Annotated in this window: 17 protein-coding genes; 13 read left to right on the top strand and 4 right to left on the bottom strand. The window is 66.1% G+C overall.

Annotated features, from left to right (window positions below; translation table 11 throughout):
• The first annotated feature begins 107 nt into the window (after nucleotides 1-107).
• The 4 genes from EYW42_RS11570 to EYW42_RS11555 all read left to right on the top strand — a co-directional run bounded on the left by EYW42_RS11570 (nucleotide 108) and on the right by EYW42_RS11555 (nucleotide 3,104).
• Nucleotides 108-596 carry an Lrp/AsnC family transcriptional regulator gene (locus tag EYW42_RS11570; RefSeq protein WP_135535453.1) on the top strand — a complete coding sequence of 163 codons (489 nt, stop codon included), beginning with the start codon at nucleotides 108-110 and terminating at the stop codon, nucleotides 594-596.
• The gene (locus tag EYW42_RS11565; protein WP_135535452.1) at nucleotides 593-1,729 is read left to right on the top strand and encodes a pyridoxal phosphate-dependent aminotransferase; all 1,137 of its coding nucleotides are present in this window, start codon (nucleotides 593-595) and stop codon (nucleotides 1,727-1,729) included. Before EYW42_RS11570 ends, EYW42_RS11565 begins: the two co-directional genes overlap by 4 nt.
• 274 nt (nucleotides 1,730-2,003) lie before the next feature.
• Nucleotides 2,004-2,714 (top strand): DUF2270 domain-containing protein, encoded by a 711-nt coding sequence (locus EYW42_RS11560; RefSeq protein ID WP_135535451.1) that lies wholly within the window; start codon nucleotides 2,004-2,006, stop codon nucleotides 2,712-2,714.
• 186 nt (nucleotides 2,715-2,900) lie between these two features.
• Nucleotides 2,901-3,104: a YMGG-like glycine zipper-containing protein gene (locus EYW42_RS11555; RefSeq protein ID WP_135535450.1), complete on the top strand. Its 204-nt coding sequence runs from the start codon at nucleotides 2,901-2,903 to the stop codon at nucleotides 3,102-3,104.
• Between the two features lie 82 nt (nucleotides 3,105-3,186).
• On the opposite strand, the gene EYW42_RS11550 is transcribed toward EYW42_RS11555, so the two are convergent.
• Nucleotides 3,187-3,972, bottom strand: coding sequence for a phytanoyl-CoA dioxygenase family protein (locus tag EYW42_RS11550; protein WP_135535449.1), 786 nt, complete (start codon nucleotides 3,970-3,972; stop codon nucleotides 3,187-3,189).
• 144 nt (nucleotides 3,973-4,116) lie between these two features.
• On the opposite strand from EYW42_RS11550, the gene EYW42_RS11545 reads away from it, so the two are divergent.
• From EYW42_RS11545 to EYW42_RS11535, 3 genes are all read left to right on the top strand, one after another.
• The gene (locus tag EYW42_RS11545; protein ID WP_237561323.1) at nucleotides 4,117-5,394 is read left to right on the top strand and encodes an NRAMP family divalent metal transporter; all 1,278 of its coding nucleotides are present in this window, start codon (nucleotides 4,117-4,119) and stop codon (nucleotides 5,392-5,394) included.
• Nucleotides 5,395-5,397: 3 nt separating this feature from the next.
• The gene (locus EYW42_RS11540) at nucleotides 5,398-5,979 is read left to right on the top strand and encodes a hypothetical protein (protein ID WP_135535447.1); all 582 of its coding nucleotides are present in this window, start codon (nucleotides 5,398-5,400) and stop codon (nucleotides 5,977-5,979) included.
• 126 nt (nucleotides 5,980-6,105) lie between these two features.
• Nucleotides 6,106-7,983, top strand: a complete 1,878-nt coding sequence (locus tag EYW42_RS11535; protein ID WP_135535446.1) for a PAS domain-containing protein — start codon at nucleotides 6,106-6,108, stop codon at nucleotides 7,981-7,983.
• Nucleotides 7,984-8,006: 23 nt separating this feature from the next.
• On the opposite strand, the gene EYW42_RS11530 is transcribed toward EYW42_RS11535, so the two are convergent.
• Nucleotides 8,007-8,588 (bottom strand): response regulator transcription factor, encoded by a 582-nt coding sequence (locus EYW42_RS11530; protein ID WP_135535445.1) that lies wholly within the window; start codon nucleotides 8,586-8,588, stop codon nucleotides 8,007-8,009.
• Nucleotides 8,589-9,071: 483 nt separating this feature from the next.
• On the bottom strand, nucleotides 9,072-11,267 hold the full coding sequence (gene purL / locus EYW42_RS11525) for a phosphoribosylformylglycinamidine synthase subunit PurL (RefSeq protein WP_135535444.1): 2,196 nt from the start codon (nucleotides 11,265-11,267) through the stop codon (nucleotides 9,072-9,074).
• A 130-nt stretch (nucleotides 11,268-11,397) separates the two neighbouring features.
• On the opposite strand from purL, the gene EYW42_RS11520 reads away from it, so the two are divergent.
• The 3 genes from EYW42_RS11520 (at nucleotide 11,398) to EYW42_RS11510 (ending at nucleotide 14,701) form a co-directional block, all read left to right on the top strand.
• A complete protein-coding gene (locus EYW42_RS11520; protein WP_135535443.1) occupies nucleotides 11,398-12,084 on the top strand; it encodes a PHP domain-containing protein in 687 nt (228 codons plus the stop codon).
• Nucleotides 12,081-13,166 carry an asparagine synthase C-terminal domain-containing protein gene (locus EYW42_RS11515; protein WP_135535442.1) on the top strand — a complete coding sequence of 362 codons (1,086 nt, stop codon included), beginning with the start codon at nucleotides 12,081-12,083 and terminating at the stop codon, nucleotides 13,164-13,166. Before EYW42_RS11520 ends, EYW42_RS11515 begins: the two co-directional genes overlap by 4 nt.
• A 95-nt stretch (nucleotides 13,167-13,261) precedes the next feature.
• On the top strand, nucleotides 13,262-14,701 hold the full coding sequence (locus tag EYW42_RS11510) for a hypothetical protein (RefSeq protein ID WP_135535441.1): 1,440 nt from the start codon (nucleotides 13,262-13,264) through the stop codon (nucleotides 14,699-14,701).
• A gap of 12 nt (nucleotides 14,702-14,713) precedes the next feature.
• Here the strand turns inward: EYW42_RS11510 and EYW42_RS11505 are convergent, their stop codons facing one another.
• Nucleotides 14,714-15,187 carry an NUDIX hydrolase gene (locus tag EYW42_RS11505; RefSeq protein WP_135535440.1) on the bottom strand — a complete coding sequence of 158 codons (474 nt, stop codon included), beginning with the start codon at nucleotides 15,185-15,187 and terminating at the stop codon, nucleotides 14,714-14,716.
• Between the two features lie 138 nt (nucleotides 15,188-15,325).
• Between EYW42_RS11505 and gatC the strand changes: the two genes are divergently transcribed.
• The 3 genes from gatC (at nucleotide 15,326) to EYW42_RS11490 (ending at nucleotide 18,809) form a co-directional block, all read left to right on the top strand.
• Nucleotides 15,326-15,604, top strand: a complete 279-nt coding sequence (gatC, locus tag EYW42_RS11500; protein WP_135535439.1) for an Asp-tRNA(Asn)/Glu-tRNA(Gln) amidotransferase subunit GatC — start codon at nucleotides 15,326-15,328, stop codon at nucleotides 15,602-15,604.
• Nucleotides 15,601-16,872, top strand: coding sequence for an Asp-tRNA(Asn)/Glu-tRNA(Gln) amidotransferase subunit GatA (gene gatA, locus EYW42_RS11495; protein ID WP_135535438.1), 1,272 nt, complete (start codon nucleotides 15,601-15,603; stop codon nucleotides 16,870-16,872). Before gatC ends, gatA begins: the two co-directional genes overlap by 4 nt.
• A gap of 98 nt (nucleotides 16,873-16,970) precedes the next feature.
• Nucleotides 16,971-18,809, top strand: a complete 1,839-nt coding sequence (locus EYW42_RS11490; protein ID WP_135535437.1) for a formate/nitrite transporter family protein — start codon at nucleotides 16,971-16,973, stop codon at nucleotides 18,807-18,809.
• Nucleotides 18,810-18,824: the final 15 nt, after the last annotated feature.

The raw sequence follows: 18,824 nt of genomic DNA, 5'->3' as shown, positions 1-18,824 counted from the left end.
ATAGGGTTTCGAAATCGAACGGCGTCACGTCTCCGCCTGCCCACGGCTTCGTCATCCCCTCGCACGGACTGGAAACTCTTATGTCGCCGCCACCGACTCTCGTACACATGACCGACAAGCGCGAACTGCTCGACCTCTTGCTCGAAAACGCGCGCTACTCGACCGAGGACCTCGCGCGCATGACCGACCTCTCCGAGGCGGAGGTCGTCTCGACTGTCGAAACCCTCGAAGACGAGGGTATCATCCGGGGCTATCAGGCCGTCGTGGACTGGCACCGCGTCAAGGAGGAACATATCCGCGCCGAGGTAGAACTCAACGTCACGCTGGACCGCGAGACCAGTTACGAAGACATCGCGGAGCGACTCGCCAAATTCCCTGAAGTGAAGACGCTCCAACTCGTCAGCGGTGATTACGACTTCCACCTCGAAGTGGAGGGCGACTCGCTTCAGGAGGTGTCGAACTTCATCAGTGAGAAGGTCGCACGCGCCCCCGAGATCACCCAGACGGTCACCCACTACGTCATGGAGACCTACAAGGACCGCGGCATCGAGTTCGAAGACGACCACGGCGACGACCGGTTGTCTATCTCACCATGAATCTGTCCGATAGGGTCGAACGCGTCCCTCCGTCGGGGATACGGAAGTTCTTCGAACTCGCTGAAGAGATGGACGACGTCATTTCGCTCGGCGTCGGCGAACCGGACTTCTCTGCACCGTGGGCCGCCCGAGACGCGGCTATCCAGTCCCTGGAGCGCGGCCAAACGTCGTACACCGCAAACCGCGGCATGCGCGAGTTGCGAGAAGCGATCAGCGACCACGTCGCAGAGCGGTACGCTCTCGAATACGACGCCGACGACGAGATACTCGTCACGACGGGCGTCAGCGAGGGGGTCGACGTCGCGATGCGTGCGCTGGTAGACCCCGGCGACACCGTCGCGGTCCCTCAGCCGTCCTACATCTCCTACGCGCCGGGCGTCATCTTCGCTGACGGAGACCCACTGCCGGTGCCGACCCGGGAGGCCGACGAGTTCAAACTCACCTACGAGCGTCTGGAGGCGAGCGGTGCCGCGGACGCGGACGTTCTCATCGCCTGCTACCCGAACAATCCCACGGGTGCAGTGATGACCGAGTCCGAACTCGAACCCGTTGCGGAGTTCGCCCGAGAACATGACCTCACGGTCATCTCCGACGAGATATACGCTGACCTGACATACGGTCACGACCACACCTCCATCGCCACGCTCCCGGGAATGCGCGAGCGGACCATCGTGTTCAACGGCTTCTCGAAGGCGTACGCCATGACCGGACTCCGCCTCGGATACGCCCTCGCCCCGCCGGAGGCTATCGCGGCGATGAACCGCATCCACCAGTACTCGATGCTGTCTGCGCCGACGACCGCTCAACACGCCGCGATAGAAGCGCTCGAATCCTGTGACGACGAGGTCGAGGAAATGGTTCAGACGTACGACCGTCGCCGTAACCTCGTTCTCTCGCGCTTCGAGGAGATGGGAATGGACTGCTTCGAGGCCAAGGGCGCGTTCTACGTCTTCCCGGAGGTTCCCGGCGGCGACGCCGAGACGTTCGCCGAGGAGTTGCTTCAGGAACAGGGCGTCGCCGTCGTCCCCGGCGACGTGTTCGGGTCGGGTGGCGAGGGACACCTTCGCGTCTCCTACGCGACCGGGACGGCAGACCTGAAGGAAGCGATGGACCGGATCGAGGCGTTTCTGTAGTCGACCGACGGCATCTGTACGTCGGCGAGCAGACCCCCGGAACGGCGGGCGAGTTCGTCCTCCCGGGATCAGTCCACAGTCTCTCACGCCGTTGGACTCCAGCGGCTTCGGATCTTGCTTCGAGCACGCCGCTAATGGACACATGGAACCGAACCCGAACAGCCGGTCGACACTGTGACGAGGGCGTTTCTCCATACACCGAACTGTGCTGCGGTCGTTCTCGGCGACAGAGGGCACTAGAGGTTTCTCCCGTGTCGTCGTATCTCTATGCGCAATGGCTCGCGACCATGAAGAGTTCGACCCCGAAGCACCGGAGGAGCGCGAGATCGGTCGCGAGATGGTCGACCAGAGCACGGGGCTCGGTTCGGTGGTCGCGCATCTCTATCGGGGCGAGATGGATCGCGCGGTCAACTGGCGGGGACGGCTGGATTCGACGACGAACTGGGCGGTGACGATCATCTCGGCTATCCTCGCGTACGCGTTTTCCAGCAGCGATGTCGCGCACACTATCATTCTTGTCGGGATGGCGACCGGGGTCGTGTTCCTGCTGATCGAGTCCCGACGGTTCCGACGCTACGACATCTGGCGGTCCCGGGTTCGCTCCATGCAGGAGAACCTCTTCGCGAACGCGCTCGACCCCTCCGAAGGCATCGAACAGCGGGACTGGCGGAAACAGTTGAGCGAGGACTACAGGCGTCCGGCGGTGAAAATGCCGCTCCGGAACGCGGTCGCACACCGTCTCCGCCGGGTGTACCTTCCGCTGCTGATCGGCCTGTTGCTCGTCTGGTTAGTTCGACTGAGCGGCGAGAGCGAACCGATAGTGGAGGCCGCATCCGTGTCCGGGACGCCCGGTTGGATCGTCTTCACCTGCGTCATCGCCGGGTACGTCTGTGCCTTCGCTATCGCTTTCTGGCCCGACGCGCAAGCGTCGACGGAGACGGACAGTGAGGTCGACCGCGGCGACCTGGGTTCCGACGACGAGTGATACCGTCGGCTGTACCTTCGAAACGATGATCGGCTCCGGGGTCCGATAGTCTTCGCGGGAGTACAGCCGACAGTATGAGCGTCCTGCGCCACGAACGTCGGTCTCCGAGACCCGTTTCAGCGAAAGCGGTACTGGCGACTGGAGTGACACCCTGAATTTAATGAGTGTGTACTACGACGTACGTGTATGGTATCTTACCGTCTCAAGCGCGCATTGAGTCGCTCTCGTCACGCCGCACTCGGCGCAAGCATCGGGGCCGCAGTCGGCGGCCTGATCAGTCGCAACGCCGCGAGCACCGGTGCCGGAATCGGTGCGTTAGCCGGCGCGATAGTCGGCGAGAAACGCGTCTCCGCTCGCTCCCGCGTCGAGGAGGCCGTCGACCAGGAGTAGTAACACCTGAGCGTATCGTGTACCGCGGCCTCGCGGTCGCCCGGGGGACTCTGTCGTCTGAATAGTCCACTCGGCGTCGCGGTCAGACGCACCCGGGGAACGACTCGCCCGTGATGTGATGCGAGTCCACGTAGTCGGGGCGTTCTTCGGCAGATAGCGTGAACCGCGACCGGGCGGTCATGTACGACATGATGAGCGCGCGTCGCCAGTCGCTCGTCGTATTCTCTGCGGTGTAGTGTGGCACGAGACAGTGAGAGAACAGCGCGCTCCCCGGTTCCATCGGCACTTCGACGGCATCGTCCGTGTCGTACGTATCGTCCGAAACGACGATGTCTGTGTCGTATTTGCGCGTCTCGTGGTCGAGTAACCCGTCCGTGTGACCGCCGGGGACGACGTTCATACACCCGTTTTCGGGGGTCGCCTCGTCCAGTGCGATCCAGACGGTGCAGTGGTCGAGCGGCCTGATCGGGTAGTACGGTGCGTCCTGATGGAAGCTCTTTTCGCTACCGATCTCCGGGGGTTTCAGCATCGCCGCGCTCCGGAGGAGTTTGAGGTTCGGCCCGAGGAGTTCTCGGGCGACGCTGACGATGCCCTCGTGGTGTGCCACGTCCCGAAAGACGCCGTCCTCCTCGACCATGCCGAGGCCCTCCATTTTCCGCACCGCGTTACCGGGGTCGTCGATGTCGACATCGCCGCGTTCGACCGCGGGTTCGGTCTGGGTGGCGAAGCCCTCCGGCTCCCGGTCGCCGTGCGTGTACTCTCTGAGACGCGACTTGACCGTCGCGCGCTCGTCCTCGTTCAGGACGTCCTCGACGACAACGTACCCCTTCTCCTGGTACTGCGCGAACGCATCGTCTGTGAGTGCCATTGCGTATTACCCTGTGGTACAACCGTATGAAAATACCTATACGTTCTCATAAGAACGGAGAAACCGATGAGTGAACAGACGGGCAACGCAGCGGTCGACGACGCGACAGCGTCGGACCGCGGAGTCGTATCGAAGCTATCGAACATGGGGCCGACGTGGCTAGCGGGCGCTATCGCCGCGGGACCGGCGAGCATGGCGAGTCTCCTCGGCGCGGGGTCGGCCTTCGGCTACTCGCTGCTTTGGGTCGTCGTGCTTTCGGCGGTTCTCGGAACGGTGTCTCAGTATCTCGCGATGCGTCTCGGCCTGCTCACTGAGGACGGCATCGTCTCGGTCGTCGAGCAACACGTCGGCGAGACGTGGGCCTGGCTCCTCGTCGTCGACGTCATCTTCGCATCGGGGCTAGCGCAGTTAGTGATAATGAAAACCGTCGCCGACGTCAGCGCGACGGTGACCGGTGTGGACGCGCGGGTCTGGGGCGTCGCCTGGGCGGTCGTTCTCGCGGTCGGCCTCGCCGGGCGCGGCTACCGCGTCGCCGAGGTCGGCGCGAAGGTTCTCGTCTCGGCCGTCGTCCTGGCGTTCGTCGGCTCCGTGTTCGTGGTCCCGATCGACCTGTCAGCGGCCGCTGGCGGCCTCACGCCGACGATCCCGGCCGGCGTCGACGGCGCGTTGCTCGCCGCCGGTATCCTCGGCGGCGCGGTCCACATCACGCTCGTGACGATGCAGTCGTACACGATGCGGTCCCGGGGCTGGACCCGCGACGACTACGACCTCGCGCTGTTCGACGTCGGCGGGTCGATGCTCGTCGCCTTCGGTATCTACAGCGTCGCCATCTTCCTCGTGGCTGCGAGCGTTCTTGATTCGCCTGATATCGGCGCTATCGGTGCGGCGAAGGCGCTCGAACCCGCAGTCGGGGCGAACGCCAAGTGGCTGTTCCTGCTCGGCCTGTGGGGAGCGGCGGTGTCGACGCTCGGCAGCAACACCGTCGTCCCGCCGTACCTCGTCGCCGACAAACTCGACTGGGACACGGACGTTTCGGACCCGCGGTACCGCGGACTGCTCGTCGTCGTCGCGCTCGCGAGCGCCGGCGGCGCGTTCCTCCAGGGCGCGTTCTTCCCGCTGCTAGTGCTGGTGCTCGCGTTCGGCCTCGTCGGAACGCCGTTCGCGCTCGCGCTGGTGCTGTACCTGCTCAACCACGACGACGCCGTCCCGGTACGGAACTCCGCGGCGGCGAACGTCGGCGGACTCGTGCTCATCGGCGTCACGGCGGTCACCGCCGGCACGTTCCTCCGGGGGCAGTACGCGGCCGGCGTCGACGGGGTAACCGCGTTCGTGCTCCTGTTCGCAGCCGTCTTCACCGGGGCGACGCTGGTGCTTCTCGGTCGATTCGTCCGTGAGACAGTGACCGCCCGAGGGGCGGCCTGACCCGTGACCGGCCACCCCGTTCCCCTCTTGGGGACGACGCTCGTCACCGGACCCTCGAACGTCGGGAAGACGCGCCTGACCGTGCAAGCGCTAGAGCGGTGGCTCGACGCGAACGGCCCCGACGGCGTCGTCGTGTTCGATTTCGCTCCCGTCGTCGAACGCGACGGGACGGTTCTGGGCGGCCGCCTCACGCAGTTCACCGACGTTCCAGACGAGGTGTGGTACGGCGTTCTGGCGGCGCACGCCCCGCGGACGGACGCCACTGACGAGGACGGGTCGCTTCGTCTCGCCGCCGACAACGCCCGCCGTGCGCGACAGCTCGTGGCTGCGGCCCCGCCCGCCCCGACCGCTGTGTTCGTAAACGACGCCACGATACCGTTCCAGCACGCGGACGGCGACACGCAACTGCTCGCCGACTACTGCGACGGCGCGACAGCCGTTCTCAACGCCTTCGACAGCGACGAACTGGGCGCGACGGACGCCGTTTCCCGACAGGAGCGGGCGTCGCTCGCGGCGTTTCGGCAGTGGGCCGACCGGGAGTACCGGCTGGACGAGTCGGACACCTCTCCGTCGAGCGAGCCGTGACGGTCCCGTGGCTTCTCCGCCGGGCGGCCACGAAAGGTAAGTGTCATCGCCGTCTAGGCTCACTGTACTGATGACGGGCGACTCCGCGCCGGCCGGGCCGGCGCGGCTCGGATCGGAGGGTTCGAGATGACAGACAGCGACGCCGTAGACGAACACGGGATATTAGACCGCATCACGGACGCGTTTTTCGCGCTCAACGCCACCTGGCGGTTCGTCTACGTCAACGAGCAGGCAGAGCGGATGCTCGACCGCGACGGCGAGGGGCTTCTCGGCCGGGTCATCTGGGACATGTTTCCGGAAACGGCACACACGCCGTTTCCCACGCAGTTCCACCACGCCATGGACGAGCAGGTCCCCGTCGCGTTCGAGACGTTCTACAACCCACTGGAGACGTGGTTCGAGGTCCGCGCGTACCCGTCTGACGACGGCCTGTCGGTGTACCTTCGCGACATCACGGAGCGAAAGCGCCAGGAGTCCGAGGCCAATCAGCACGCGGCCATCGTCGAGGCCGTCCACGACGGCGTCATTACGGTCGACGACGAAAACGAGATCACCTACGTCAACCGCGCCATCGAGGCGACGTTCGGCGTCCCCCGAGAGCGACTCGTCGGCAAGAACGTGTCGTCGCTTCCCCGGATCGCGACCATCGACGAAGACAGCGCCGAGGCCGTCGACGACGCCCTCGAATCGCTTCACTCCGGTGAATCCCGCGAACGGCGACTCGAAGTGACCTTCGAGATGGCTGACGGGGCAACCCGGGTCGGCGAGATCCGGATGGTTCCCATCCCGGGAGCCAACACGGACAGCGTCACGGGCGTCATCCGAGACGTGTCCGAGCGCCACGAGTACGAACGCGTCGTCACGTCGCTCCACGACGTGACGCGGCACCTGTACAAGGCCGAGACGCCGGAGGAGATCTGCGCCGTAACGGTCCACACCGCTTCGGAACTGCTCGGCCTCCCGATAAGTGGCGTCTGGTTGCTCGACGAGGAGCGCGACTTCCTCGACCCCGTCGCGGCGACGGCCGGCGCTCACGACCTGATCGACGGTCTCCCCCGCTTCAGGCAGAACGAGGGCCTGATCTGGGACGTGTTCCACAGCGGCGACTCGGCCCTGTACTCCGACCTGAAAGAGGTCGACGGGAAGTACAACCCGGACACCCCGATCCGGAGCGAACTCATCGTTCCGATCGGTTCGCACGGCATACTGATGACTGGCGCACGGACCGTCGACGCCTTCGACGAACGCGACCGGGAACTGGCCGAGATACTGGCCGCCTCGACTGAACTCGAACTCGACCGGGCGGAACACGAACGGCTGCTCTCCCAGCGGGAGTCCGCGATCAGCCAGCAGACGGACCGGTTGACCGTCCTCGAAACCGTTCTCGGAAATCGCGCCGACACCCGGATCGAGGACGCGATGGCGACGCTCGAGGACGCGGACCTCCCAGACGGCGTGCGAGACCAACTGCGGTCCGACCTCGCCGTCGCCGAACGCCTCGTGGACGACGCTGCCGAACTCTCGACGGGGAATGCATCGCTCGGATCGCGCTCGTTCGTCGACGTGTCTGACGCGGCCGCGGCCGCCGGGGAGAACGTCGTCGAAGACGACAGTATCGCGGTCGACGACCTGTCGCTTACCATCGCGGAGGACGCATCGCTCCGGGCAGACCGCGACCGTCTGGTCCGACTGTTCGAGACGCTGTTCCGATGGTCCGAAGACGGGACGAAAGCCGAGGGACGGATCGGCCTGTTGGCGGAAGCAGAGGCTCGGTCGGTCGCTGACGGCGGGTATCCGAGCGGTTTCTACGTCGAGCGGGTCGACGCCACAGCGCCCGACGACGCCTCCGCGTTGACCGACCCTGACGCGGATCCGGTCGGTCCCGCGATAGCGCGCGAGTTCGCCCACGCTCACGGGTGGAAGTTCGCGGTCGCTCGAACGGACGACGGTACCCCCCGATTCGAGATATCGGATATCACGACACTCGAAACAGACGCTGCCTGATCGAAATCGGCTGTCGGCCCGGGTTACGGTCGCGAGTGGGAAATGTCGTTACAGATCCGCTCGTACGCGTCGTGGCTGGAGAGTTCGGCGATCGTATCGTCGATCTGCTCGCGAAGGACCGCCAGCCTGTCCTCTAACCGGGCGTACTCCTCGCTCGCTCGGGTCTCCGCCTCGCTCTTCTCCGAGTCGAGGATGGCTTTCTTCGACGCCAGCGCGAAGAACTCCTGGATCTGTTCGTCGTAGGTCGACCGCAGTAACAGTTGGTCTACGGTTTCGAGCAAGTCGTCCCGAGAGACCGGCTTGACGACGTAGTCGTCGAACCCCATCTCGACGATATCGAAGTCGGGTTCGACGGCCGTCACCATCGCGACGCGGCAGTCGAGGTCGCGCTCGCGGATGGCGGTCAACACTCTGTCGCCGGAGATACCTGGCATCCGCCTGTCGAGGAGAACGGCGTTTACGTCTTCGTCCGTGGCATCGAGCGCCTGGCTCCCGTTGTACGCGGTTCGGACGGTACAGTTGTCACGGAGCCACGACGTGTAGAGGTTCGCTAGGTCGGGCTCGTCCTCGACGACGAGAACGACCGGCTCCTCAGACCCAGTCACGCCGGGCCCCCTGCCGTGAGACGACACATCGTGGTAACGCTGTCGACGGAGCTATTTGAATATGGTGGCTCCCCCGGAGGAAATCACACGGCTCTGCTCGCAACTGTATTGTTCTCTCGTCGGGAGGGCTCGTCACGAGAGCCACCGCCGGTCGTTCACCGCGACGAAGAGACGGTCGGCGACGGCCGCTGCCCCAGGCGGTTCCGTGGCCCCAGTGTTGTCCGTCGTCACGACCGTCTTCGGCCATTCTGTCAGGGATACTCCTGATACCACCTTATCACTTTCCGTGTCGGCGGGACGCGGAGACGACTCGACAGGGGACCGAGAACCGGTGCCGGTCGAGTCCGAACTGGATGCCGTTGACAGGTAGAAAACCGGACGCCGTCGACAACGGGTCCACAGGTCGTACTGTCGGCTGTAATCCCTTGAAGAATATCGGACCCCGAGGGTCCGATTATCTTTACGAAGTTACAGCCGACAGTATCAGTCCATCTGTTCGGCGATGACAGACCGCAAAGAGGCGATGTCGTCCGCGTCGTACGTCAGGGTCACGTCGTCGACCGTCAGCGACAGCGTGTCGTCGTCCCGGCCTTCGCCGATCCGATGAACGGAAGCGACGCCGTCGAACGCCTCGCGGACGCGCTCGGGGGCGGTCGACTGGACGACGACGCGGCCCGGACGCTCGTGGAACAGCGCGGTAACGGGGTCGGCGGCGTCGGGGAGCGTGGCGTCGAGACCGTTCTCTCCGACCATCTCGGCCAGTGCGACGGCCAGGCCGCCGTGGCTCACGTCGTGGACGGCGAGCGTCCGGTCGTCGTCGGCCACCGCGGCCAGCGTCTCGACGAACTCACCGGGGGTTTCCGGTAGTTCGGGGAACTCGTCCGTCCCGCCGAATGTCGCGAGATATTCGGAACCGCCGAGTGGCACGTCCTCGCCTGCGAGCGCCGGGTCGCCAACGACCAAGAGCGCGCCCTCGGATTCGACGGACTGCGGCGGCGCGTCGTACCCGTCTTTCGTCCCGGTCATCGCCAGAGTCGGCGTCGGCGGGATGGGTCCGCTTGACGAGTCGTTGTACAGTGAGACGTTCCCGCCGACGACGGGCACGTCGAGCGCCGAGCACATGTCCGCGAGACCGTCGACGATACCCTTGAAGCCGCCGTACACGTCGGGTTTCTCGGGGTTCCCACCGTTCAGGCAGTCGACTGCGGCCAGCGGCGTCGCGCCTTTCGCAGCGAGGTTTGTCGCGTTCTCCAGTGCGACGGCGCGAGCGCCGTCGTACGGCGCGGCGTCGGTCCAGTTCGGATCCGCGCCGGAGGAGAGAGCGAGCCCCTGCTCCGCTTCTCGGATCGCGAGCACGGCGGCGTCGTCGCCCGGCGGCACGCTCGTTCTAACTCCCACCTCGTGGTCGTACTGGCGGTACACCCACCGTTTGGAGGCCGTGTTCGGACTTCCGACGACTGCGTCAAACGCCGTGCCCGCGTCGGTGTCCGGGAGGTCGCGTTTCGGTTGGCTCGGCGCTTCGTGCGGCAGGTCGTTCATCGGTGCGCCGTCGCCGAGGAACTCCGCCGGGGCATCGACGACGGTTTCGCGCCCCTCCGTCTCGCTCCCCTCGAACGTACACGTGTAGTTCCCCTCGGTCACCTCGCCGATGACCGAACAGCCGAGGTCGTAGCGCTCGGCTATCTCGCTGACGCGGTCGACGTTCTCCGGAGCGACTTCGTAGCACATCCGCTCTTGGGACTCGGCGAGCAGTATCTCCAGAGCGTTCATGTTCGGTTCGCGCTGGTGGACGCGTTCGAGTTCTATCTCGGCTCCGAGACCGCCTTTGGCGACGAGTTCGCTGGACGCACCGCCGAGGCCGGCCGCGCCCAGGTCCCGCGCGGACTCGATCAGCCCCTCGTCGATCAGTTGCTCGTTGGCCTCGATGAGCAACTTCTCAGTGTACGGGTCGCCGACCTGCACCGCGGGGCGGTCCTCCGTCTCGGCGTCCTCCGAGAGGTCCTCGCTCGCGAAGGAGGCCCCGCCGAGGCCGTCGCGGCCGGTGCCGTTTCCGACGAGAACGAGTTTGTTGCCCGGTTCCTGGGCCTCCGCGGTCACCATGCGCTCTGCGTCGACCAGGCCGACGCAGGCGACATTGACCAGCGGGTTGCCCTCGTAATCGTCGTGGAAGGCAACGCTGCCCGCCACGGTCGGAACGCCGATGGAGTTCCCGTAGTCACTGATCCCCTCGACGACGCCGTCGAACAGGTATCGGGAATGTTCGCGGTCGATATCGTCGGACTCCGTCGGACTGGCAGTCGAACGCGGTTCGACCAACCCGCCGAAGTACAGCGAGTCGGCCAGCGCGATGGGGTACGCGCCCATCGACAGCGTGTCGCGGACGATGCCGCCCACGCCCGTCGCCGCGCCGTCGTACGGGTCGACGTAGGACGGGTGGTTGTGGCTCTCGATGCCCATCGTGATGTACGTGTCTTCGTCCAGCGAGACGACCGCGGCGTCGTCCCCGGGGCCGATTACGACCTGATCGCCCTCGCTGTCGAACGCCGACAGCAGGGGACGGGACGAACGGTACGCGCAGTGTTCGCTCCAGAGGTTCTCGAACAGCGCTTCCTCCGCCGGCGTGGGGTCGCGTCCGAGTTCCTCGACGACGAGTTCGCGGTCCGAATCGGCGAGACTCATTCACTCTCCTGTTCAAACAGGCCGAATAAGAGGCTTTCCATGTGCACGTTCGTGGATAAAAAACACCTGTCGAACTGGCACTCGGGGGAAGACCGGGGCGTTTTTGCCACCCTCCTACGAATAGCGACTTGTGCTGTCGGCCGAACTCCACTGCCACTCGTCGCTGTCGTACGATGGTCGTGACCCAGTCGAACTCCTCCTCCAGCAGGCGGAGGCAGTGGGTCTCGACGCGCTCGCCGTGACGGACCACGACGAGATAGACGCGAGCCTGGCGGCCGCCGAGAAGGCCGAGGAGTACGGGTTAGTCGGTATCCCCGGTATGGAAGTCTCCAGCGCCGCAGGGCATGTACTCGCCCTCGGCGTTGAGGAGCGAGTCCCGGCGGGGCTGACGTACGACGAGACGCTAAACCGAATCCGGGACCTCGGCGGCATCGCCGTCGTCCCGCACCCGTTTCAGGAGTCCCGCCACGGCGTGCTGGCGAAGGTTTCGAAGGATGCGCTCGCCCGGGCGGACGCGATCGAGGTGTACAATTCGCGCCTGCTGACCGGCCGCGCCAACCGACAGGCGGAGCGGTTCGCCAAGGGGCGCGGGCTCCCGATGACCGCCGGAAGCGACGCCCACATCAGCGAGATGGTCGGACAAGCGGTCACTCGAATCGGCGCTGAGGAGCGGAGCCTCGACGCCATCCTCGACGCCGTCCGCGAGGGGCGGACAACCGTCGAGGGAAAGCGCACGCCCTGGCACATTAGCTTCCGCCAGGCGGCCGGCGGGGCGAAGCGCCGGGTGAAAAGCGGTCTGTTCTCGCTGTTTCGATGATTCTCCAGGGTGCATCCCCGGAGACGATACGGCGTGCGATCGACGAGACAGATCCGCTTCCGGGAACCCGTGGGTTCGCCGGCACCGTCGACGGGACGCTCGTCCGGGACGTCCTCGGGCGTTACCCGCTGTTCGTCGACGGCGACGAGTGGGCGGCGGCCCCAAACGAACTTGACGACCCGACTACCTTCCCGGCGGGACATAGCCGGCCTGCGGACGACGCTGCTGTCCCTGCCCGGCGCGTCTGGTCGCTCCCCGACCCGGACCCGGTCGACGATGAACGCGTCGCCGTTCGGAACCTGCGGGACGCGATCGGTTCGAGCCTGGCCGCGGTCGACGGGACGAACGTCGCCGTCGCGTTCTCGGGCGGCGTCGACAGCGCCGTCGTCGCCAGCGAGATCGACGGACCGCTGTACGTCACCGGTTTCCCCGAGAGCCACGACATCGCCGCGGCCCCGGAGGCGGCGCGAGCGATGGACGTCGACCTCCGCGTGGTCGAACTGTCGCTCGCTGACGTCGAACGCGCGGTTCCCGAGGTGGCCCGAGCGACGGGGCGGACGAACGCGATGGACGTGCAGATCGCGCTCCCGCTGTATCTCGTCGCCGAGCGCGCGGCCGCGGACGGCTACGAGCGACTGGCCGTCGGACAGGGGGCCGACGAACTGTTCGGCGGGTACGCGAAAGTCGCCCGCGCTCCGGACGACCCCCGCGTCGACGCCGACACAGTTCGGGCCGCCCGCCGTGAAGTTCTCGGGTCGCTCCCCGACCAACTAGAGCGGGACGTACTGGCGTTACGCGGCGCGGGAGTCGAGCCCATCGCGCCGCTACTCGACGACCGCGTGGTGGCTATCGCCCTGGGACTCGGCGGCGACATGCTCGTCGACGACCGCGGCGAGCGAAAGCGCGCCTTCCGCCTCGCCGCTCGCGAGTTCGTCCCCGACAGCGTCGCCTTCCGCGAGAAGAAGGCGGTGCAGTACGGGAGCCTGGTCGCCCGCGAACTCGACCGCCTCGCGCGGCAAGCCGGGTTCAAGCGCCGGATGGACGACCACGTCTCACAGTACGTCGCTTCGCGGGTCCGGTAACCGCCTTCGTACGGCGAGAGATCCGCCTTCGTTCCACGAGTACCAGCGCGAAACGGATCTGCTGTTTATATCTCCAGGCGTGCTAGGCCGTACCGATGCGTCGTTCACTCGTGATCGCCGCTATCCTCGTTCTCATAGCGCTGGTTGCGACCGGCGGTCTGTCGCTGTTCGCGCCGTTTACGACCGAGGATGTGGCTCCCCAGCACGACCTCGAACCGAAACTCGTCCACCCGAACGACAGCGAAAGCGGGTTCTATCCGTACCTCAACGCGAATCCGCGGTTCACTCAGCGGAGCCCCGTCAACATCATCGTCCACGGGAACGCCTCTCGGGTCACCCAGTTGATGCAGGAGGACACGCCGTCACGCTGGAACGAGACTGCGCCAGACGAGCAGGACATCGGCGGACAGACGCTGTTCGACGGCGAAAACGAAACCCTGGAGAACGGGACCGTGATCAACGAGTCCGTCGCGGCAAACAGGTCAGACATCAACAGGAACTTCGTCAACGAGTCGGAGCGGAACCGGTCCGATGGCGTTCCCAACGACTCGGCGGACGACGCCGGGGCGGAGAACGGGTCCGAGAACGAATCGTTCATCGACCGGATCGACCCCACGACTGCGTGGGCGCGGACGACCGGCGCGACGAGATGGGCGTACGTCGACCCCGGTCCGAACGAGAGCGGCAGTTGGGTAACGGAAACGATGCAACTCGACTACGGCGACTACTTCGGCACGCGCGTTCACATCCGGATGTACGAGAGCCCCAACGAGAGCGAAGAGTGGGTGTTCATGCAGGCCCACAAGGAGCACTTCGACTGGTTCACGCTCCGCCACCGGGTCGACAGTTCCGAACAGGCCCAGTCCTACGTCGAGCAGGAGTTCATGGGGCAACCGTTCGTCGAGGACGACGGTATCTACCGGATCTACCTCGACAACGGCGGTCCCTCGGACTCCGACGGGTGGGCAACGGTGATCGAACTCGCCTTCCTGCTCCCGTTTGTCCTCGGCAGAGCGGGGATAGGACGGGCCGCTCGGTCGCCGCTGCAGGAGGCCGAAATTCAGCGGTTACGTGAGATCCGCGAGCGGATGACCGTTCAGCACCTGCTCCTGCCGCTGATCGTCATCACACTCCTCCTCGGCGTCCGGTTCGGGGGCATCTATCTCGAATACAACGCGCCGGAACTCTCGATGTACGCTATCATGGCGCTTCTGTACCCCGTGATGGCCGTCGGCATCCCGGTCGCGACGTATCTGGTCGCGAGCGGCATCGACCGGCAGTTCGATGCGGCGGTGCTCGCCTCGGCGTCGCTCTCAGTCGGGATCTGGCTCGACTACGGGTACCTAGGAATCGCGACGCTCCCGATCGACGTCGTCCTCCAGCGGATCGTCGTCATCCTCGCGCTCGGCCTCATCGCCGGCGGGGCGGCCCGGCAGGGCGTCGAGATGGCTCGATCCCGGTGGAACGAGATGCTCATCGGCGGTATCGCACTGTGGGTCATCGTGCTCGTGGGAACTCTGCTCGGCTATTTCTGACCCCCTCGTCACTTACCGACTGTCGACGGTCTCGATCGCTCGCTGGCCCACGTCTACCACGTCCGCCTCGATCCCTTCGTCGTTCTCCGCCAACTCCGCGGCCGTGAACCACCGCCAGGCGTCGGCGGGCGCTTCACCGGGTGCCGGTGACAGATCCCGCGAGTCGGCCTCGGCGTAGTAGACGTGGTCGATGTGCTGGTGACCGACTTCGCCGTCGTGGACGTTGACGTCGGCGAGAATGAAATGCTGCGGCCTCGGGAGCGACGTGACCGACGCCGACTCGACGTCGTCGGTGTCGGCCACGAGAGACACGTCTAGCCCGGTCTCCTCGCGGACCTCTCGCTTCGCGGAAACGTGGGGCACCTCGTCCCTATCGACGTGGCCGCCCGGCGGGAGCCACTTGCCGAGGCGCTCGTGTTCGTGGAGCAACGTCGCGCCGTCGTCGACGACGTACACGGTCGCGGTGAAATGTCGAGTCGTCTCCATACGGTGGCCGAACCGCGCGGACGGCTTGTAGCCGTCGCTCTGTGGCGACGAGGAGTCGACCGGAACGGACAGACGCGACGCCCACGCGGGTCCGGGCGTATCGAAACGCTTACTCCGCGGAAGGCAGTGGCTGAGAGCATGAGCGACACGCCCGTCGACCCGGACGAGGTCCGCCACGTCGCGGACCTGGCGCGGGTGGACGTAGATGACGACGACGTCGACCGCTTCACGGAGCAGTTCGCGGACATCCTCGACTACTTCGAGACGCTAGACGAGGTGCCCGAAGTCGAACGCGACGCCGACCTCGTCAACGTCATGCGACCCGACGAGGTCCGCGAGAGCCTGAGCCAGGAGGAGGCGCTCGCCAACGCCGAAGAGACCGAAGACGGCTACTTCAAGGGGCCGAACGTCTCATGAGCGATCACGGGATCTTCATCTCCGAGGAAACGATCGAGGGCGACGGCGACGGGCCGCTCGCCGACAAGACCGTCGCGGTCAAGGACAACATCTCGACGGAGGGCGTGCGTACGACCTGCGGCTCGGAGATGCTCGCGGACTACGTCCCGCCGTACGACGCCACCGTCGTCGAACGGCTGAAAGACGCCGGCGCGACCATCGTCGGCAAGGCAAACATGGACGAGTTCGGCATGGGCTCGACGACCGAAACGTCCGCCTTCGGCCCGGTCGAGAACCCCGCCGCCGAGGGCCGCGTCCCCGGCGGGTCCTCCGGTGGAAGTGCGGCGGCCGTCGCCGCCGGTGAGGCGGACCTCGCGCTCGGCTCCGACACCGGCGGCTCGGTTCGTAACCCCGCCGCGTTCTGCGGCGTCGTTGGCATCAAACCGACCTACGGCCTCGTCTCGCGGTACGGGCTCGTCGCCTACGCCAACAGCCTCGAACAGATCGGCCCGCTCGCGCCGACCGTCGAGGGTGCCGCCGAGCTGTTAGACGTCATCGCGGGAGAGGACCCGCAGGACGCGACGACCCGCGACGAGGGAACCGACAGCGACTACGCCGCTGCGGCCGACGGCGACGTCGACGGCCTCGACATCGGCGTCCCGACGAACCTGGTCGACGGAGCCGACGAGGGCGTCGTCGAGGCGTTCTGGTCCGCCATGGACGACCTGGAGGACCGCGGCGCGACGTATCACGAAGTCGAACTCCCGTCCGTCGAACACGCCGTGGAGGCGTACTACGTCATCGCCACGTCCGAGGCCTCTTCGAACCTCGCGCGGTTCGACGGCGTCCGCTACGGCCACCGGGCCGACGCCGAGGGCAACTGGAACGAGGAGTTCGCACAGACCCGCAAGGAGGGCTTCGGCGAGGAAGTCAAGCGCCGGGTCCTGCTCGGCACGTACGCGCTCTCCGCGGGCTACCACGACAAGTACTACAAGAAGGCGCAGGACGCCCGCGCCTGGGTGAAACAGGACTTCGACGAGGCGCTCGCCGAGGCGGACGTGCTCGCGAGCCCGACGATGCCTGTGCCGCCGTTCGAGCGCGGTGAGAGCCTCGACGACCCGCTCCAGATGTATCTCGCCGACGCCAACACCGTCCCGGTCAACCTCGCTGACCTGCCCGCGATCTCCGTCCCCGCGGGCGAGACTGACGGCCTCCCCGTCGGCGTCCAGTTCGTCGGGTCGGCGTTCGACGAGGAGACTATCATTCGAGCGGGAAGCGCCCTGGCCTAGCGGGTTTCGGTGCACGTTTCCCCGAGACGGTGCGTCTCTTTCCCCGAGACCGGCAGGGGTAACCAAACGTTTAGTTCCTCTACGGGGTTTCTCTCCCAATGGCAGGGTCTGACCCCGACGAGAGTCTCCACGACGAGGACCTCCCCGATCCCGAAGAGAGCGTCCGGGAAGCCGTCGAACGGTCGCGAAGCGGCGCTCCGGCCGCCGGACGGGTCGTTCGGGACCGCTTCTCGTCCGACGAGGTGTTTCAGCGTATCGTCGCCGCCGCGGACGAGGAGATAACTTCAGGCAACCGCGAACTGTTCTTCAGCGGTCTGGCCGCTGGGTTCGCGATCACCGTCACCTTCCTGCTTCTCGTCTCGCTGACGGCCTCGACGGGCGGCCATCCCATCCTCAGCGCCTTGCTGTACCCGCTGGGGTTCGTCTACATCATCATCGGCGGCTATCAGCTGTACACCGAACAGACTCTGCCGCCGGTGGCGCTGACGCTCGAACGGCTGGCGAGCATCCCGGCGCTGTTGCGAAACTGGGGCGTCGTGCTGGCCGGGAACTTCACCGGCGGCGCGTTCGGCGCGGCCGCCCTCGCCTTCGGCGGCGTGCTCTCGCCGGAGGCGGCGACCGCGGCGGCGGACATAGCCGAGAAAGGGATCGCGACGGGATGGTGGCCCCTCTTCTCGAAGGCCGCCTTCGCAGGCCTGATCGTCGCCGGCGTCGTCTGGGTGGAGTACGCCGCCCGTGACACCATCTCGCGCCTCGTCGTGGTGTACATCGCCTTCCTGTCGATCCCGCTCGGCGGACTCTTTCACTCGGTCGTTTCGTTCACCGAGATGGCGTATCTGGTGTTTCTCGGCGATCTGGCCCTTCTCGTCGGCCTGACGGAGTTCGTCCTGCCGGTGTTGCTCGGTAACACGCTCGGCGGCGTCGTCCTCGTGACCGCCGTCAACTACTTCCAGACGACCGAGGAGCGCATCGATTCCGCCCGCTTCCACGGCGCGGACCGGCAGCTCTCGGTCAACGAGTGGCTGTTCGGCGGCCTCGCCGGGAAGTCGTACGTCCCGCTGGTCGACACCGTCGAGGAGACCCCGGCCGACGACGGGCCGTACCGCGTCGTGGTGCCGATATCGAACCCGCGGACGGAAGCCGGCGTTGTAGACCTCGCCTGCAAACTCGCCGGAGACAAGGAAGACGCCGTCGTCCACGCCGTCCACGTCGTCCAGAAACCGCAGCGGACGTCTCGGTTCAGCGGCCAACAGAGCGAACGGATAGTCGCCGAGTCCGAGGCTCTGATGGAACGTGTCCACGATCAGGTCGGCGACCACGGCGTCGACTGCGTGACTTCGACCGTCGTCTCGCACCGCTCGTTCGAGGAGGTGTTCCACATCGCCGAGCGCGACCGCGCCGACCTCGTCGTGATGGGGTGGGGCGACGACAGGCTGTGGGACGCCGCCCGCGCGGAGCGGCCGCTAAGTGAACTCACGAACCGCCTCCCCTGTGATTTCCTCGTCATCAGAGACACCGACGTCGACACGTCTCGGATCCTCGTTCCGACGGTGGACGACCCCAACTCCGACCTGAGTGCCGATGTCGCACGGACGCTCCGGTCGGCCGACGGGTCCGCGATCACGCTCATGCACGCCGTCAACGGCCCCGACGAGCGCGAGGCCGGCGAGAAGTTCCTCGCGGACTGGGCCGCGGACCACGGTCTCAGCGACGCCGTCCTCACGGTCGACGATTCCGGAAACGTCGAGGAGGCGATCGCCCGCGAAGCCGAGGACCACACGCTGATGCTGATCGGCGCGACGGAGCGCGGCCTGCTCTCCCGTCTCGTTCGCGGGTCGTTACATTTCGACGTTCTCGAAGAAGTCGACTGCTCGGTGATGCTCGTCGAGCGACCGACCGACCGGAGCATCGTCGAGCGACTGTTCGGTCGGCGGTAACGAGCGTTCGGGAGA

It is taken from the genome of Halostella pelagica, from assembly GCF_004762015.1.
In the GTDB taxonomy this organism is placed as follows: Archaea; Halobacteriota; Halobacteria; order Halobacteriales; family Natronoarchaeaceae; genus Halostella; species Halostella pelagica.
Note: the sequence above shows the minus strand (reverse complement) of the source record. Positions and strands in the feature narration are given on the sequence as shown.

Bases quoted from the DNA above. Each gene is read 5' to 3' on its own strand.
- EYW42_RS11570 (WP_135535453.1), top strand. From the start codon at position 108: ATGACCGACAAGCGCGAACTGCTCGACCTCTTGCTCGAAAACGCGCGC.
- EYW42_RS11565 (WP_135535452.1), top strand. From the start codon at position 593: ATGAATCTGTCCGATAGGGTCGAACGCGTCCCTCCGTCGGGGATACGG.
- EYW42_RS11560 (WP_135535451.1), top strand. From the start codon at position 2,004: ATGGCTCGCGACCATGAAGAGTTCGACCCCGAAGCACCGGAGGAGCGC.
- EYW42_RS11555 (WP_135535450.1), top strand. From the start codon at position 2,901: ATGGTATCTTACCGTCTCAAGCGCGCATTGAGTCGCTCTCGTCACGCC.
- EYW42_RS11550 (WP_135535449.1), bottom strand. From the start codon at position 3,972: ATGGCACTCACAGACGATGCGTTCGCGCAGTACCAGGAGAAGGGGTAC.
- EYW42_RS11545 (WP_237561323.1), top strand. From the start codon at position 4,117: ATGGGGCCGACGTGGCTAGCGGGCGCTATCGCCGCGGGACCGGCGAGC.
- EYW42_RS11535 (WP_135535446.1), top strand. From the start codon at position 6,106: ATGACAGACAGCGACGCCGTAGACGAACACGGGATATTAGACCGCATC.
- purL (WP_135535444.1), bottom strand. From the start codon at position 11,267: ATGAGTCTCGCCGATTCGGACCGCGAACTCGTCGTCGAGGAACTCGGA.
- EYW42_RS11515 (WP_135535442.1), top strand. From the start codon at position 12,081: ATGATTCTCCAGGGTGCATCCCCGGAGACGATACGGCGTGCGATCGAC.
- EYW42_RS11510 (WP_135535441.1), top strand. From the start codon at position 13,262: ATGCGTCGTTCACTCGTGATCGCCGCTATCCTCGTTCTCATAGCGCTG.
- EYW42_RS11505 (WP_135535440.1), bottom strand. From the start codon at position 15,187: ATGGAGACGACTCGACATTTCACCGCGACCGTGTACGTCGTCGACGAC.
- gatC (WP_135535439.1), top strand. From the start codon at position 15,326: ATGAGCGACACGCCCGTCGACCCGGACGAGGTCCGCCACGTCGCGGAC.
- gatA (WP_135535438.1), top strand. From the start codon at position 15,601: ATGAGCGATCACGGGATCTTCATCTCCGAGGAAACGATCGAGGGCGAC.
- EYW42_RS11490 (WP_135535437.1), top strand. From the start codon at position 16,971: ATGGCAGGGTCTGACCCCGACGAGAGTCTCCACGACGAGGACCTCCCC.